Origin of the sequence: Celerinatantimonas marina, from assembly GCF_046054165.1 — a bacterium.
Classification (GTDB): domain Bacteria; phylum Pseudomonadota; class Gammaproteobacteria; order Enterobacterales; family Celerinatantimonadaceae; genus Celerinatantimonas.
In genome coordinates this window covers 14,184-30,160 of record NZ_JBFNXK010000017.1, presented here as the reverse complement: position 1 = coordinate 30,160, position 15,977 = coordinate 14,184, and the positions used below count along the sequence as shown (strand labels likewise).

Annotated in this window: 13 protein-coding genes; 11 read left to right on the top strand and 2 right to left on the bottom strand. The window is 46.4% G+C overall.

Annotated features, from left to right (window positions below):
* Nucleotides 1-110: 110 nt before the first annotated feature.
* The 9 genes from rlmN (at nt 111) to ABUE20_RS15980 (ending at nt 9,280) form a co-directional block, all read left to right on the top strand.
* Nucleotides 111-1,241, top strand: coding sequence for a dual-specificity RNA methyltransferase RlmN (gene rlmN / locus ABUE20_RS16020; protein WP_408620960.1), 1,131 nt, complete (start codon nt 111-113; stop codon nt 1,239-1,241).
* A 33-nt stretch (nt 1,242-1,274) separates the two neighbouring features.
* Nucleotides 1,275-2,051, top strand: coding sequence for a type IV pilus biogenesis/stability protein PilW (pilW, locus tag ABUE20_RS16015; RefSeq protein ID WP_408620959.1), 777 nt, complete (start codon nt 1,275-1,277; stop codon nt 2,049-2,051).
* On the top strand, nt 2,041-3,138 hold the full coding sequence (locus ABUE20_RS16010; protein ID WP_408620958.1) for a RodZ domain-containing protein: 1,098 nt from the start codon (nt 2,041-2,043) through the stop codon (nt 3,136-3,138). The genes pilW and ABUE20_RS16010 overlap by 11 nt, the downstream gene beginning before the upstream one ends.
* An 8-nt stretch (nt 3,139-3,146) precedes the next feature.
* Nucleotides 3,147-4,247 carry a flavodoxin-dependent (E)-4-hydroxy-3-methylbut-2-enyl-diphosphate synthase gene (ispG, locus tag ABUE20_RS16005; protein ID WP_408620957.1) on the top strand — a complete coding sequence of 367 codons (1,101 nt, stop codon included), beginning with the start codon at nt 3,147-3,149 and terminating at the stop codon, nt 4,245-4,247.
* 90 nt (nt 4,248-4,337) lie between these two features.
* On the top strand, nt 4,338-5,615 hold the full coding sequence (gene hisS, locus ABUE20_RS16000) for a histidine--tRNA ligase (RefSeq protein ID WP_408620956.1): 1,278 nt from the start codon (nt 4,338-4,340) through the stop codon (nt 5,613-5,615).
* Between the two features lie 59 nt (nt 5,616-5,674).
* On the top strand, nt 5,675-6,304 hold the full coding sequence (locus tag ABUE20_RS15995; RefSeq protein WP_408620955.1) for a YfgM family protein: 630 nt from the start codon (nt 5,675-5,677) through the stop codon (nt 6,302-6,304).
* 5 nt (nt 6,305-6,309) lie between these two features.
* Nucleotides 6,310-7,488: an outer membrane protein assembly factor BamB gene (gene bamB, locus ABUE20_RS15990; protein ID WP_408620954.1), complete on the top strand. Its 1,179-nt coding sequence runs from the start codon at nt 6,310-6,312 to the stop codon at nt 7,486-7,488.
* Nucleotides 7,489-7,567: 79 nt separating this feature from the next.
* On the top strand, nt 7,568-9,037 hold the full coding sequence (gene der / locus ABUE20_RS15985) for a ribosome biogenesis GTPase Der (RefSeq protein WP_408621012.1): 1,470 nt from the start codon (nt 7,568-7,570) through the stop codon (nt 9,035-9,037).
* Between the two features lie 9 nt (nt 9,038-9,046).
* A complete protein-coding gene (locus tag ABUE20_RS15980; protein ID WP_408620953.1) occupies nt 9,047-9,280 on the top strand; it encodes a zinc ribbon domain-containing protein in 234 nt (77 codons plus the stop codon).
* 50 nt (nt 9,281-9,330) lie between these two features.
* On the opposite strand, the gene ABUE20_RS15975 is transcribed toward ABUE20_RS15980, so the two are convergent.
* Complete coding sequence (locus ABUE20_RS15975; RefSeq protein ID WP_408620952.1) at nt 9,331-11,154, bottom strand: alpha/beta fold hydrolase; 1,824 nt, start codon at nt 11,152-11,154, stop codon at nt 9,331-9,333.
* Nucleotides 11,155-11,250: 96 nt separating this feature from the next.
* Nucleotides 11,251-12,597, bottom strand: coding sequence for an exodeoxyribonuclease VII large subunit (gene xseA, locus ABUE20_RS15970; protein WP_408620951.1), 1,347 nt, complete (start codon nt 12,595-12,597; stop codon nt 11,251-11,253).
* Nucleotides 12,598-12,729: 132 nt separating this feature from the next.
* Between xseA and guaB the strand changes: the two genes are divergently transcribed.
* Together guaB and guaA are read left to right on the top strand one after the other, a co-directional pair.
* Nucleotides 12,730-14,193, top strand: coding sequence for an IMP dehydrogenase (gene guaB / locus ABUE20_RS15965; RefSeq protein ID WP_408620950.1), 1,464 nt, complete (start codon nt 12,730-12,732; stop codon nt 14,191-14,193).
* A gap of 72 nt (nt 14,194-14,265) precedes the next feature.
* Entirely contained in the window at nt 14,266-15,846 is a 1,581-nt protein-coding gene (gene guaA, locus ABUE20_RS15960) for a glutamine-hydrolyzing GMP synthase (protein WP_408620949.1), read from the top strand.
* Nucleotides 15,847-15,977: the final 131 nt, after the last annotated feature.

The following is a 15,977-nucleotide window of genomic DNA, read 5'->3' as shown; positions in this document are numbered from 1 at the left end:
GCGACTAGTTGTGGATTACGGGTATGATCCATTAGAGGATCCCATACTGTTCAAAACGCGTTAAAATTTGTAGAATCCAGCGCTTTTTATTTCAAGATTGTGAGACATTCATGAGTGAGTCAAAAATTAACCTTTTAGATCTGAACCGGCAGGCTATGCGAGAGTTCTTCGCCGAAATGGGAGAGAAGCCATTTCGGGCGGATCAGGTGATGAAATGGATTTATCACTATGGTGTCAGCGATTTTGAACAGATGACTAATGTCAATAAAGTGTTGCGAGGCAAATTGCAGGCTTGCGCTGAAATCCAGGCTCCCGAAATTTCCAAAGAACAGCGTTCAGCAGATGGTACGATCAAATGGGCGATGCTGGTGCATGGTCAGGAGATCGAAACGGTTTATATTCCGGAAAAAGATCGGGCGACCCTGTGCGTGTCCTCTCAGGTCGGATGTGCATTGGACTGTAAATTCTGTTCAACAGCGCAGCAAGGATTTAACCGGAATCTACGTGTTTCTGACATTATTGGTCAAGTCTGGCGGGCGGCTCAGGTTATTGGTTTTAGCAAACAGAGCGGCCAGCGTCCGGTGACTAATGTCGTGATGATGGGAATGGGTGAACCGTTACTGAATCTGAATAATGTGATCCCGGCGATGGAGATCATGATGGATGATTTTGGCTTCGGGTTGAGTAAACGGCGGGTGACGATCAGTACTTCAGGTGTGGTTCCGGCGCTGGATTTACTTGGTGATCGGATCGATGTGGCGTTAGCTATTTCATTGCATGCTCCGAATGATAAGCTGCGGAGTGAAATTATGCCGATTAATGATAAATATAATATTCGTTCCTTTTTGGAGGCCGTGCAGCGATATCTGCAAAAATCCAATGCGAATCAGGGTCGAGTAACGGTCGAATATGTCATGTTGGATCATGTTAACGATGAGATGGAACATGCCCATGAATTGGCGGCATTGCTAAAAGATACTCCGTGTAAAATTAATTTGATCCCATTTAACCCTTATCCTGAATCGCCATTTGATAAACCCTCCAATAGTCGTATTGATCGCTTTAGTAAGGTATTAATGTCATATGGCTTAACGGTAGTTGTTCGTAAAACTCGAGGTGATGACATTGATGCTGCTTGTGGTCAGTTGGCTGGAGACGTGATTGATCGAACTAAACGGACTTTGAAAAAACGCCAATATGGGCAACCTATTTCGGTGTCCGTTCAAAAATCGGCATCGTAACAAATCGGCATCGTAACAATTGGGATGAGACGAATGAGATTATTGATCACCATAACGCTATCACTTATGTTGTTGAGTGGTTGTGTGACTCAGACTTTGGTGGATGGGGTTCCGGTTGATCAGTCGCAGCATAAGCCGAAGAACAAAATACATGCGGCCCAAAACCGCCTAGCATTAGCGATTAACTACTTACGTGCCGGGGATAGCCAGTTGGCACTGCAGAATATTGAGCAGGCCGCTAAAGATGCTCCTGACTTAATAGATGTTGATCTTACGCGTGGTTATTTTTATTCTTATGTAAAACAACCAGATAAAGCGGTTGCCGCTTATCAGCGAGTTTTAAAGCGGCAACCCGCAAATGGAGATGCACTCAATAATCTGGGCGTGATCCAATGCCGGGAAAATCAGTACAGTGCCGCCGAAGCTCTTTTTCGAAAGGCGCTGAATAGCCCCGGTTATAGTGCGCTCGATAGCACCAATGAAAATGCCGGGTTGTGTGCCTATCGATCAGGCGAGTATGATAAAGCAAAATCTTATTTCCTCTCTGCGCTGGCTTATAATGCGCAGCGTCCGAGATCCCTGTTGGGATTGGCTAATGTGCTGATTAGGCAGCATCATTATCAGGATGCGCGCATCTATCTGCGACGGTATGGCCAAGTTACATCGACGACGCCAAGCAGTTTGTTAGCGTGGATTCGGCTGACGCGAGGAGAGGGTAACTTGACACAACAGGTGTTATGGGGCAAAGAGCTGATGACTCGGTTCCCGGATGCACCTGAAACAAAACAATATTTAGCCGATGACTACTGAACCAAAAAATGAGCCAGAAGCCTCAGCAGATGATCGCACTGAGGTCATTCAACAAAATCCAGGGTTGCAACTCAAAGCGGCACGGGAAGCGGCCGGGTTGTCTGTGCAAGAGGTTGCTACTCGGCTGAATTTACGTCGACAGGTGGTTGTTGACATCGAAAATGACAATGCGGAACACCATATTTCAGCCACTTTTTTCAAAGGCTATATCCGCAGCTATGCCAAGCTGTTAAATATTCCCGAGTCGGTGGTTTTAGCCAGCTATGAAGCAACGCATGAGCCGATTCAGCCGGCACAGATGCATACTTTTTCACAGCGGCTGGATGATCGTTCCAATGATAGTCGGTTAAAATGGTTGTCGATTATCATCATTTTAATTCTGTTAATTTCTCTGGGTATTTGGTGGTGGCAGAATCATTCGTTTTCCGATATTTTACCCAGTTCTATGAATGGTTCTGAAAGTAACCCGACTCAGAGCAATACCATACCACTTTCCCAGCCATCCGATCCGGCAACGGATATTCCCGTCGTGACTGAAAAACCAGATGACAATGCCACGCCAACCGCGGAACCAGCCCATCCGGATGCAACCACTCCAGCGCCTGCTATGCCAAGCCCTCCAGCTAATGCCGCTCAAACGGCACTGCATGTGGCCGAGCAACTGAGTCAATCTTCATCGCAGACCCAGACTTCAGCGGTACCGACGCCATCCGTTAACCGTGCTGATCCCAATATTGCCAGCGTCGCTACCTCGGTCGATGCCCCGGTTCAGGCTGATGAGCCGACGGCTACTGATAAAACTATGGCGGCTTCGGTGAACAGTTCCAGTTCCTCCCCGGCGATTTCACAGTTACAGCTCCGGTTTTCAAAAGCCTGCTGGATTGAAGTGCGGGATGCTTCCGATAATCGGTTGGCCATAGGGGTGAAACAGGTTGGGCAAGTGATCGTGTTAAATGGCCAACCGCCTTACAAGGTGACTTTGGGCGTTCCCGATGGGGTCACGATAGAGTATGGCGGTCAGCCGTTTGCTTTTAATCATTCTAGCGTAGAAGGGCGTACGGTCCGCCTGACGATTCCTAATTCATGAGGTTATAAATGAGTTCTAACGTACCGATTAAACGGCGCCTTTCCAAACAGATCCATGTTGGGTCAGTTGCTGTGGGTGGGGATGCCCCTATTTCGGTTCAATCGATGACGAATACTCGTACCACGGATGTTGCGGCCACTGTGAGCCAGATCCAGCGTATTGAAAAGGCCGGTGCGGATATTGTGCGGGTTTCGGTTCCTACTATGGAAGCGGCTGAAGCGTTTCGGGAGATCAAACGGCAGATCTCTATTCCGTTAGTTGCTGATATTCACTTCGATTATCGGATTGCACTAAAAGTGGCGGAATATGGGGCGGATTGCTTGCGGATTAATCCGGGGAATATTGGGCATGAAGGACGAATTCGTTCTGTAGTCGATTCAGCTCGGGACCATAATATTCCGATTCGAATCGGTGTAAATGGCGGATCGTTGGAAAAAGATATTCAGGAAAAATATGGGGAACCGACGGCAAAGGCCTTGGTTGAATCAGCTTTGCGGCATGTCGAAATCCTAGATCGGCTTAATTTTGATCAATTTAAAGTCAGTGTGAAGGCTTCGGACGTGTTTTTAGCAGTTGATGCTTACCGATTATTGGCCAAGCAAATTGAACAGCCTTTGCATTTAGGGATTACTGAAGCCGGAGGACAACGGGCTGGAGCCGTCAAATCAGCCATTGGACTAGGGATGTTGCTTAGTGAAGGGATTGGCGATACGTTGCGCGTTTCACTAGCCGCGGATCCAGTTGAAGAGGTGAAAGTCGGCTTTGATATTCTAAAATCACTGCGCATTCGTAACCGGGGCATTAATTTTATTGCCTGCCCGAGTTGTTCTCGGCAAGAATTCGATGTGATCAAAACGGTCAATGAGTTGGAGCAGCGGCTGGAAGATGTGGCGACACCAATGGATGTTTCCATTATTGGGTGTGTAGTCAATGGTCCGGGGGAAGCTTTGCTTTCAGACATGGGGATCACGGGGAGTGCCCGGAAAAGTGGGTTTTATGTGGATGGTGTCCGGCAAAAAGAGCGGTTTGATAATGATAAATTGGTCGATGCACTTGAAGCGAAAATTCGTTCCCGGATCGCTCAAATCGATGTGAAACAGATTGATTAAATAAGCTTGGGAATTTTTACCCCGAGCCCTCAAACTAATTTATAATCATTTGTTATACAAAAAAATTAACTTATATAGATAGAGAATAACGTGGCAACTCAAATTCAAGCAATTCGAGGCATGAACGATTGTCTGCCTGAAGAAAGTTTTAAATGGCAACAGGTCGAAAATACGTTAAGACAGGTTGTTGCAGCTTATGGTTACAGTGAAATCCGAACTCCCATCGTTGAAAATACTGCACTGTTTAAACGTTCTATTGGTGAAGTAACTGATATCGTTGAAAAAGAAATGTATACCTTTAGTGACCGGAATGACGAAAGTTTAACCCTGCGTCCTGAAGGAACCGCCGCGTGTGTTCGAGCAGGTAATGAGCATGGCCTGCTGTATAACCAGGAACAACGGTTATGGTATATGGGGCCGATGTTTCGCTATGAACGTCCGCAAAAAGGGCGTTATCGTCAGTTTCATCAGTTTGGCGTAGAAGTCTTTGGGTTGGATGGCCCAGATATTGACGCCGAGTTGATTCTGATGACGGCTCGATTCTGGAAAGCATTCGGGATCCGTGATCAGGTGAAGTTACAACTGAATTCACTGGGATCTAATGAAGCCCGGGCGAACTATCGTGAAAAATTAGTGTCTTATCTGGCAGCTCATGAAGACCAACTTGATGAAGACTCTCGTCGCCGGATGCAGACAAATCCGTTGCGGGTCCTTGATAGCAAAGATCCGAAGGTTCAAGCGGTTGTAGCTGATGCTCCCAAATTGATCGATCATTTAGATGATGAAAGTAAAGCGCATCTAGATGGACTGTGTCAGCTGTTAGATGCAGCCGGTATTAGTTACGAGATCAATCATTGTTTGGTACGTGGACTGGATTATTATAACCGGACTGTTTTTGAATGGGTGACGGATAGTCTAGGTGCTCAGGGTACAGTTTGTGCCGGTGGCCGTTATGATGGCTTGGTTGAGCAGCTTGGCGGACGTCATACGACTGCGGTTGGTTTTGCAATGGGTATGGAACGGCTGATTTTATTGCTGGATACACTAGGGCAGTTACATCAGGCCGCATCGACCGCTGATGTTTATGTCCTCGGCAGTGGTGATTCCAGTACTGCGGTTGCGAACCAGTTAGCTGAAGCGGTTCGTGAAGCGATGCCTAAATTGCGAGTATTAAATCATCGTGGTGGAGGCAACTTTAAGAAACAGTTTAAGCGTGCGGATAAATCAGGTGCACAAGTTGCCCTGATTATTGGCGAAGATGAGATGGCGCATTCACAGGTAACGATTAAATACCTGAGAACAGGAGCCGATCAGGTTACGATTAGTCAGGCACAATTGATCGATCATTTGCGCGAGTACTTTGTTTAATGGGTTGAACAGGGTACATTACCGGTTCAGTTTCAGGCTTTGAGTTTATAGGGGGATCTGTGGAGATCTATTCCACCGAAGAACAACAGTTGCAGGCAGTAAAGGGAATTCTGCAACGCTATTGGATTGCAATCGCTGTGGCGATTGTTGTAGTGATTGCGGCTGCTATAGGCTGGAGTATTTACCAAAGCCATCAGAGCCAAAAGACAGTGCTGGCTTCACAGGCTTATCAACACTTGTTATTAGAGAGTGCTAAGGGGAATGATGTAACGGCTGAAGCGCTAGAACAGTTTATCAGCACTTATCAGGGCGCGGGAAATTATGCACAGCTCGCCCAACTGATTCTGGCTAATAAACAGGTGGCTCAGAAACAATATAAAGAGGCTTCTGTAACCTTACAGCGAGTGATTGCTCGCTCTGAGCAGCCCGTTCAAGGTCTGGCCGTGATTCGTTTGGCTCGCGTGTTGATACAGTTGAAGCAATATGACAATGCACTGGCGACACTCAGACAGTTAAAAGGGAAAGCTTTTAAAGGAATTGTTGCCGCTTTGAATGGTGATATTTATGTGGCTCAGGGAACTCCAGATTCTATCAAGGCGGCTCGTGATTCCTATCAGGATGCAATCGCTGATGGCCAGGGGATCGACCCGACCGTGCAACTGAAGCTTGATAATCTAGCAGGTGAATGATCCGTATGAAGAAGATGTATCAAGTTATCGTGGCGGTTGGTTTATTGCTGGGGCTAGTGGCCTGTAGCTCAGATAAACCCGTACACACGCCAGCCCCCACGCCTGAGTTTAAAAATCAGTTTCATCCGCAGAAACTTTGGGAAGTTTCTATTGGGGATGGTGTGGGGAACTATTATTCTCAGCTGCGTCCGGTTGTCGATGATCAGCATGTGTATGCTGCGGATCGAGCTGGAACTGTCGCGGCTTTTGATCTTCAGGGAAAACGAATTTGGCGGAATGATCTGACTGATCTCCCGGATAGCAAACAGTACACCAAAGATTCATCCTTGCGAATTTCTGGAGGTTTGTTAGCGGCTAATCAGATGATTTATCTGGGCACTGAAAATGCGGATTTTTTTGCACTGGATGCCGCAACCGGAAAGTTAAAATGGCATCAGTCTATGCCGGGAGAAGTCATTGCTGCGCCGACGTTTAGTAGTGGTAACTTGTATGTGATCACTAATAGTGGGCATTTACTGTCAATGGATGCTACGACTGGTCGTATCCAATGGAATATTAGTTTGGATCAGCCAGCATTAACCTTGCGAGGTAAGGCTGTTCCGGTAGTAACGAATGGGATTATTATTTTAGGGCGCAGTAATGGTAGTGTCAGTATCTTTTCCCAGGAAAGTGGCCAGCAGTTGTTCTCCAGCCAATTAGCCATATCGGGGGGAACGACCCAATTAGAACAGCTAGTGGATGCCGATAGCCAGCCGGTCGTGGTGGGCAGTGAACTCTACGCTGTGGCCTATAATGGTTCTTTGGTCGCGATTAATTTACAAGATGGTCAGCGGGTATGGCGGCGTACTTATTCGGCGTATCAGGATATTGCCGTTTCCGGAGGCGAAATATTCATGACTGATAGCCGTAGCCATGTGATCGATGTGGATCGATTTAGTGGTCAGCCGAAATGGCAGCTGTCAGCTTTACAGTACCGTAATGTCACCGCTCCGGCCGTTGATGGTGATTATGTGTTGGTGGGAGATCAAAAGGGGTATCTGTACTGGATTAATCGGGATACCGGAACTTTTGTCTCTAAACTTGAACTTGACAGCGATGGCCTGTACATTGCGCCGCTGGTGACCGAGAATGAAATTATTATTCAGACTCGTAGCGGCAAACTGATTGCCTTTAAACGCGCGTAACGTTCATTAATCCGTTACAATAAAGCTCATAGTCATCTGACTGTGAGCTTTTTCTTTTTGTTAGGAAACAAATTACATGGTGCTTCCTGTAGTGGCCCTGGTAGGGCGCCCAAATGTAGGCAAATCAACACTATTTAACCGGCTTACTCGGACCCGGGATGCGTTGGTTGCTGATTATCCCGGTTTAACCCGAGATCGTAAGTATGGTCAGGCCCAGTTAGCGGGACAACAGTATATTGTGATCGATACAGGTGGTATCGAAGGCAATGAGCAGGGGATTGATCTGGAAATGGCCCGTCAATCAATGGCGGCTATTGAAGAAGCTGACGTGGTTTTATTTTTAGTCGATGCCCGGGATGGAACGACTGTTGGGGATGAAATGATCGCAGAACATCTGCGGCGTCAGCACAAGCCGGTTTTTTTGGTGGCCAATAAAACTGACGGGATTGATGCGGTAGTGGCCAGCAGTGATTTTTTCAGCTTAGGGTTAGGTGAAGTTTATCCGATTGCTGCGGCTCATGGGCGTGGGGTGAGTCAGTTGCTTGAAAAAGCACTGAAGCCATTGATTGAAGACTGGCCTGAAGCTGAGGATGAATTAGCGGAATCTGCTGAGGCTGAAATATTAACCGAAGAAGAAGCTGAAGCTCAGGCTCAATCACTTGAAGAATTACCGATTAAATTGGCGATTATCGGGCGACCCAATGTGGGAAAATCCACGCTGACTAACCGAATTTTAGGTGAAGAACGAGTTGTTGTTTACGACATGCCCGGTACAACACGGGATAGTGTGTATATCCCGATGCAGCGCAATGAACGTGATTATATTCTTATTGATACAGCAGGGGTTCGCCGCCGAGGGAAAGTTACCGATAAAGTCGAAAAATTCTCGGTGATCCAAACCTTAAAAGCCATTGAAGATGCCAATGTGTGCTTGTTGCTCATTGATGCACGGGAAGGGATCTCCGATCAAGATCTCAGTTTGTTGGGCTTCATTTTAAATGCCGGGCGAGCATTAGTACTGGCGGTCAATAAATGGGATGGTCTGACGCAGGATGTGAAAGATGAACTGAAGCGTGAATTGGATCGCCGTTTAGGATTTATCGATTTTGCCAATGTTCACTTTATTTCAGCCCTGCATGGTACAGGGGTTGGGCATCTATATGAGTCGGTTGAAGCGGCCTATCAGTGTGCTACAAAACGTATTTCGACGTCGATGTTAACTCGTATTTTGGAGATGGCTCGGGAAGATCATCAGCCTCCTTTAGTTCGGGGGCGGCGGGTAAAACTGCGTTATGCGCATGCTGGTGGTTATAATCCTCCTCGGATTGTGATTCACGGTAATCAGGTGAACTCATTGCCTGATTCTTATAAGCGTTATCTGATGAACTACTATCGTAAAGCGCTTGAAATGACCGGAACTCCGATCCGTATTGAGTTTAAAGAGGGTGAAAACCCGTATGCGGGTAAAACCGGCAAGTTGACCCTCAGTCAGCAACGGGCTCGTAAGCGCATTGAAAAACAACGGCAGTCATCCCCTAAATCTAAATAAGGTGTTGTTATGACCGAAACTGTTTTTTGCTGTCCTGATTGTGAACAGCCCCTGAGCCATCCGGCTCCGGGGCAATGGCGCTGTGATCACTGTCATCAAAATTTTAAAAAAGAGGCTTATTGCAGTGTTTGTCAGCAGCCTCTGCAAGTCTTGCAAGCTTGTGGGGCCGTGAATTATTTTTGTAATCACTGCAATGAGCTTAAATCTAAGCGAACTTCGATTTATCGTTTCCATCCCATGTAGTGGCCGTGCCGTCATGGAGTGCTCCACGAGTTAACGGCCCAAATGGGGAGTTACTCGTCTGCTTGGTCTAGATCATGGCGCAGCTGTTTTAAAATAGCTGGCCATTGTTGATAAATCATCAAATGGCCTTGTCCTTGGATCAGGTGGAGTGTTGAGTGTTTAATGGCTTTGCCAGTCCTCTGGACGGTTGATAGTGGGATGTATTGATTTTCAGTACCGTGCCATAAGGTTGTTGGGCATGTAATATCTTTCACATTGAATTCCCAGGGATGAAACATGCGCAGTAGCTCGTCAGAGAACGATTTAACCCCTTGCCGATTCACTTCTTTCACATTCATGTGATATTGCTCTAGCACATCCGCCTTTTTAAATGTTTTTAAATCAATGTCTGACAGATTTCGAGCCAAAAGGTCGCAATACAATTGTGGGGTCGATGTAAGCCCTCGCTCTAGAATGGCCAGAAATAATCGATATAGGGATGGAAAGTGCCTCGCCAGATGCAGATGCATGATGTACAAGGGCCCCGCTTGTTTAAAGTCTTCTTCTTTTTCTATCGATGAACCGGAACAGATGAGAACGAGATGCCGTACTCGCTGTGGCAGGCAAGCCGCTAACGCTGTTGCATAAATACCTCCGGTCGCATAACCGGTGACAGCGATCTCGTTGATTTTTAAATAGGTGAGAAGCTGTGATATATCATCGGTCCACTGGGTATAACTGAGCAAAGGATTTGGATCGGAAAAGCCATAACCTGGACGATCTGGAATGATTAGCCGAAATCCATATTCTCTGGACCAATCTTTATGGTGAATAAAATGTTCTAGTCTGGACCCCAGAATACTATGGCAGACCAAGAGCGGGGTCCCCTTAGGATCACCATATTCTTGAAAGCAAAGTGTTCGACCATCTTTGAGTGTTAAAAATTGTTCATTAGCATGAGCGATATCAGCTAAAGGACACTTTTGCGATACAGCGGTTTGGAACAGCATGGCTCCGGTACCGGCGAGAACCAGATTGACTAGTTCGCTTTGGCTGGAAACATTCGTTTTAACAAAGATCGACTTCAGTTGGCTGCGGACGGTGTTATAACTGACATGTAACGATTTCGCGATATCTCGGGGAGATTTACCCTGAGAGATATGCTTAACAATTCGCATCTCTTTAGGGGTTAGCTGATAAATATCAGCCATCGCTGACAACTCTATATCGGCTTCATGTCGTCGGTCGGAAATGAGCACTGCGGCCGTAGCTGCATGTTCAAAGATCGATATGGCGCTTTGGGATAATGGCATGACAATGGCGATTAACTGGTGGTCATCTGGAGTCTGCCGTTGGAGTGATATGCCTCGACTCTGGGGTTGAAAAACTCGTGGTTTAGATTGCTCCTTGATAAGTTCTAGCAGTTTGCGATGTTGGACAGGATCCGCTAGTTGTAGCTTTTGCCCTTTTTGCTGAATAAAACCGGACTGTTCCAGTAATGATTCGGCCTGTTGGTTTTTCATTTTTATCGAGGCCAATTCATCAACCAGCAGTAGTGCAACGGGGATTCGATTTAAAATTTCTTCGGTAATACGTTGATTTTCTTCAAGAAGATAAAGACGTTTAGTAATCTGCAGGGCTTGAGCCATATGACGGCAAAGGCGGTTGAGTGGCGTATGCTCCATAGAGGGAGGCTTGGTCGTATCGTTTAGATGTGAATAAACGGACTGAAATAACTCGTCAGTTAAACACTGACCGTCGGCAATATGATAATGTTCAAAAATAAACCAATGTAACTGTTGTAATAACTCGGGCCAAATTTCAGGTGTGGCCGCGGCTTGGTAGAGTAATTCAATTAACTTTTCTTCACCGTTATCGGCTATGTCCAGGGGCATATCAACATCCTATGTATGCATCATCCAGGTAACATTTCTCGCTATTTTAGTGATTTAGCGAGGATGAGTCTATAGATATAGATTTTAGATGATAATTTAATCAATACTATCGACTTTTGCCCGAACTTGACCATCACAGAGTTGTATGTCAATCATCATCCCAGGCTTAAACTGAGTGGTGTGGGTGAGCCACTGCCCTGATTCTGATTGAATAGCACTATATCCACGGGCCAGAGTTGCCAGAGGACTTAATGCCTGTAACTGCTGGATAGTTCCTGAAAACTGATGCTGCTTAGTTTTTATATATTGTTGATAACTATAGCTTAAACGGGCATTTAATTGCAGTAATTGCCGATGTGCCGTACGCAGATGATATTGAGGTGAAACGCGTAGCAGGCGTTTTTGCAGTTGTTCCTGATGCTGTTGTTTTTGGGACAGATATCGATTTAAAGCCCGATGCAAACGCAAATGTAGCTCATCACAATGCTGCTGTTGTACGCGAAGTTGCCGAAGGGGTGACTGATTGGATAGCCGCTGCTGTAACTGTCTGAAATGTTGCTCGTGAATGCTGAGCATTCGGGTTATAAGTTTTTGGAGTTGTTGATAGAGTTGAGTTTGCTTTTGATATAACTGGTGCTGCCCATAGGCAATCCGTTCGGCTGCCGCCGAAGGGGTGGGGGCTCGCCAGTCAGCGACAAAATCGGTGAGAGTAAAGTCAATTTCATGGCCGACGGCTGAAATGATTGGAAGTTGGCTGGCGGCAACCTGTCGGGCGAGTGGCTCATAATTAAAAGCCCATAAATCTTCTAATGATCCGCCTCCTCGACCAATAATGAGCACATCGACTTCCGCACGTAAATTCGCAATCTTTAAGGCCTGACAGAGCGACTCAGGTGCTTCATGGCCCTGAACTGGACTTGGGTATAATACGATGTCAATTTGTGGGGCCAGCCGTTTGAGTACAGCTGTAATATCATGAAATGCAGCGCCGCTGGCGGAGGTGATCACGCCCACGCGATTTACGATTTCCGGTAGTGCGACTTTTCGTGATTCTTGGAATAACCCTTCTGCGGCCAATTTACAGCGCAGTTGTTCATAGGCTAGTTGCATGGCTCCCAGCCCGTCGGGTTGCATCGACTGTACAATGAGTTGATATTCCCCCCGTGGCTCATAGACACTGATTCGAGCCCGAACTAATACCTGTTGTCCATCTTGAACATCAAATAGCACTTTGCGGTTTTGTCCCTTGAACATCGCACAGCGGACCTGAGCGCGGTTATCTTTAAGGCTGAAATACCAGTGGCCGGAATAAGGGCGAGCTAAATTGGATATCTCACCTTGCAGCCATATCTCCCCAATATGCATTTCCAGATGCTGGCGGACTTTTTCGTTCAGCTGACTTACTGATAAAATAGTTTGTTTGGGGGCAGCAGAGGCGGGCATTCCGATTTTTCCAATCGTCAAAAATTAATCGTCCAAAATAGCACTTTTTATTTTACCTTGGCCAGCAAAAAGAATATAATCCGTTCGCAATATTTTAACCCCTTGTATATCTTTTGACGGTGAGATGTTGCAATGTTACGAATCCAAAAAGAAGCTCTAACTTTTGATGATGTGCTGTTAGTTCCTGCACATTCAGAGGTCCTCCCTAATACAGCAGAGTTGGCCACACGGTTAACTGCCAAAATTAAGCTGAATATTCCAATGATTTCTGCCGCAATGGATACGGTGACTGAAGCCCGTTTGGCCATTGCCTTGGCTCAAGAAGGTGGCATTGGCTTTATCCATAAAAACATGTCGATTGAAGCACAGGCGAATGAAGTTCGCAAAGTGAAAAAATTTGAAAACGGCGTGGTTTTAAATCCTGTGACTGTTTCACCTGATATGACATTAGGTGAAATCATTGAACTTTCCAGACAACACGGTTTCGCCAGTTATCCAGTTGTAGTTGGTGATAATGATCTGGTTGGGATTATCACTGGGCGTGATGTCCGCTTTGAAAACAACCCGGCCGTATTAGTTCGTGATGTGATGACACCTAAAGAACGGTTGATTACTACCACTGAAACAACCCGTGAACATGTTGAACAGCTGATGCACAGCAACCGTATTGAAAAAATGTTGCTGGTGGATGACGAATTTAAACTACGGGGTTTGATTACAGCTAAAGACTTTAAAAAAGCAGAACGTAAACCTAACGCCTGTAAAGATGAACTGGGTCGGTTACGAGTAGGTGCTGCCGTTGGGGCGAGTGCCGGCAATGAAGCTCGGGTTGCTGCGTTGGTGGAAGCTGGGGTCGATGTGCTGCTGATCGATTCATCACATGGTCACTCACAGGGCGTTTTAGACCGTATTCGAGCCACTCGTCAAGCGTATCCTGACCTGCAAATTATCGGGGGGAACGTTGCGACAGCTGCTGGTGCAAAAGCTCTGGTGGAAGCTGGGGTTAGCGCCGTTAAAGTTGGGATTGGCCCAGGTTCTATTTGTACCACTCGTATCGTCACTGGCGTTGGTGTACCACAGATTACCGCTGTTTCTGATGCGGTGGAAGCATTGCAAGGAACAGGTATTCCTGTGATTGCCGATGGTGGGATCCGCTTCTCCGGTGATATCGCAAAAGCCTTAGCGGCTGGCGCTAGCTGTGTGATGGTCGGAAGTATGTTTGCCGGCACAGAAGAATCTCCCGGTGAAATTGAACTGTATCAAGGCCGTTCATTTAAAGCCTATCGAGGCATGGGATCACTGGGTGCGATGGCTCAGGGGTCATCTGATCGTTATTTCCAAAGTGATAATGCCGCCGATAAATTGGTTCCTGAAGGGATTGAAGGTCGTATTGCTTATAAAGGCCGGTTGAAAGAGATCATCCATCAACAGATGGGCGGGCTGCGTTCATGCATGGGCCTGACTGGATGTGCGACTATCGAAGAGCTGAATACCAAAGCTGAGTTTGTGAAAATTACCAGTGCGGGTATGGGTGAAAGTCATGTGCATGATGTTACAATCACCAAAGAATCACCGAACTATCGGTTAGGCAGCTAAACTTTTGAAGCAGCAGGCGAGGCGAAAGTCTCGCCCATTTATTTGCCCCCTAAACAGAGATAATAGCAGGCTATGAGCAAAGATATTCATGACCATCGAATTTTGATCCTAGATTTTGGATCTCAATATACACAATTGATTGCACGGCGGATCCGGGAAATTGGCGTTTACTGTGAATTGTGGGGTTGGGATGTTAATGATGCGCAGATCCGAGAGTTTGCTCCGGATGGCATTATTCTGGCTGGTGGCCCAGAAAGTGTGACTGAAGCCGGATCACCTCGAGCACCTCAAGCGGTGTTTGATCTGAATGTCCCATTATTAGGGATCTGCTATGGGATGCAGACCATGTCAGCTCAGCTGGGTGGTGAGGTGATCAAAGGGATTGGTGAAGGCGAATTTGGATATGCTCAGGTTGAAGTCCTGCACGAATCTCCATTTTTTAGCCAAATCCAAGATGCGATTAGCGAAGATGGCAAACCATTGCTGGATGTTTGGATGAGTCATGGCGATAAAGTGTCAGCCATTCCAGATGGTTTTACCACATTGGCCCGTACCGAAACCTGCCAGTTTGCTGCTATGGCCAATGAAGAAAAACACTATTATGGTGTTCAGTTCCATCCGGAAGTGACTCATACCCGTCAAGGCAAACGGATGCTTGAGCATTTCGTGCTGAATATCTGTGGCTGTGAAGCATTGTGGACATCTAGTTCGATCATCGATAATGCTGTGTCGCAGATCCGTGAACAGGTCGGCGATGATGAAGTCATTTTGGGATTGTCCGGCGGGGTTGACTCCTCCGTGGTTGCGATGCTGCTCCATCGCGCAGTCGGTAAACAACTGACTTGTGTCTTTGTCGATAATGGTCTGTTACGTCTTCATGAAGGCGATCAGGTCATGGAAATGTTTGGTGACAAATTTGGGTTGAATATTATCCGGGTTGATGCGGAAGATCGCTTCTTATCGGCGTTGAAAGGCATTGACGATCCAGAGGCCAAACGTAAAACTATTGGTCGCGTTTTTGTGGAAGTCTTCGATGAAGAAGCCTCTAAACTGCAAAATGCCAAGTGGTTGGCTCAGGGAACAATTTATCCGGACGTGATCGAATCGGCAGGCGCTAAAACCGGTAAAGCACATGTGATTAAATCACATCACAATGTGGGTGGCTTGCCAGAAGACATGCAGATGGGCTTAGTCGAGCCTTTAAAAGAGCTATTTAAAGATGAAGTCCGTAAGATTGGTTTAGAGTTAGGTCTACCTTACGAAATGTTATTCCGTCATCCATTCCCTGGACCAGGTCTTGGGGTTCGGGTGTTGGGAGAAGTGAAAAAAGAATATTGTGACTTACTGCGTCGTGCCGATGCTATCTTCATTGAAGAGCTGCATAAAGCAGACTTATATAATAAAGTCAGCCAGGCCTTTACAGTGTTCCTACCTGTACGTTCAGTTGGTGTCATGGGGGATGGGCGTAAGTACGACTGGGTGGTCAGCCTGCGTGCTGTTGAAACTATTGACTTTATGACCGCTCACTGGGCGCATTTGCCATATGACTTCTTAGGCCGTGTATCCAGTCGGATCATTAATGAAATCGATGGTATCTCTCGCGTGGTTTACGATATCTCAGGAAAACCACCGGCTACGATTGAGTGGGAATAAGATTAGTTGTAAACAACTAGCCTAGTCTTTAGAAAATAAATGAAATGCCAGTCAGTATTACTGATTGGCATTTTTTATGGTGAGATTTTCTCTTTGATAGTCGACTAGGTCACTCCTTAATTACCTAGTGA

What these genes read in the sequence shown, in the direction of transcription:
- rlmN (WP_408620960.1), top strand. Translation starts at nt 111, where the DNA reads ATGAGTGAGTCAAAAATTAACCTTTTAGATCTGAACCGGCAGGCTATG.
- pilW (WP_408620959.1), top strand. Translation starts at nt 1,275, where the DNA reads ATGAGATTATTGATCACCATAACGCTATCACTTATGTTGTTGAGTGGT.
- ABUE20_RS16010 (WP_408620958.1), top strand. Translation starts at nt 2,041, where the DNA reads ATGACTACTGAACCAAAAAATGAGCCAGAAGCCTCAGCAGATGATCGC.
- ispG (WP_408620957.1), top strand. Translation starts at nt 3,147, where the DNA reads ATGAGTTCTAACGTACCGATTAAACGGCGCCTTTCCAAACAGATCCAT.
- bamB (WP_408620954.1), top strand. Translation starts at nt 6,310, where the DNA reads ATGAAGAAGATGTATCAAGTTATCGTGGCGGTTGGTTTATTGCTGGGG.
- ABUE20_RS15980 (WP_408620953.1), top strand. Translation starts at nt 9,047, where the DNA reads ATGACCGAAACTGTTTTTTGCTGTCCTGATTGTGAACAGCCCCTGAGC.
- ABUE20_RS15975 (WP_408620952.1), bottom strand. Translation starts at nt 11,154, where the DNA reads ATGCCCCTGGACATAGCCGATAACGGTGAAGAAAAGTTAATTGAATTA.
- xseA (WP_408620951.1), bottom strand. Translation starts at nt 12,597, where the DNA reads ATGCCCGCCTCTGCTGCCCCCAAACAAACTATTTTATCAGTAAGTCAG.
- guaB (WP_408620950.1), top strand. Translation starts at nt 12,730, where the DNA reads ATGTTACGAATCCAAAAAGAAGCTCTAACTTTTGATGATGTGCTGTTA.
- guaA (WP_408620949.1), top strand. Translation starts at nt 14,266, where the DNA reads ATGAGCAAAGATATTCATGACCATCGAATTTTGATCCTAGATTTTGGA.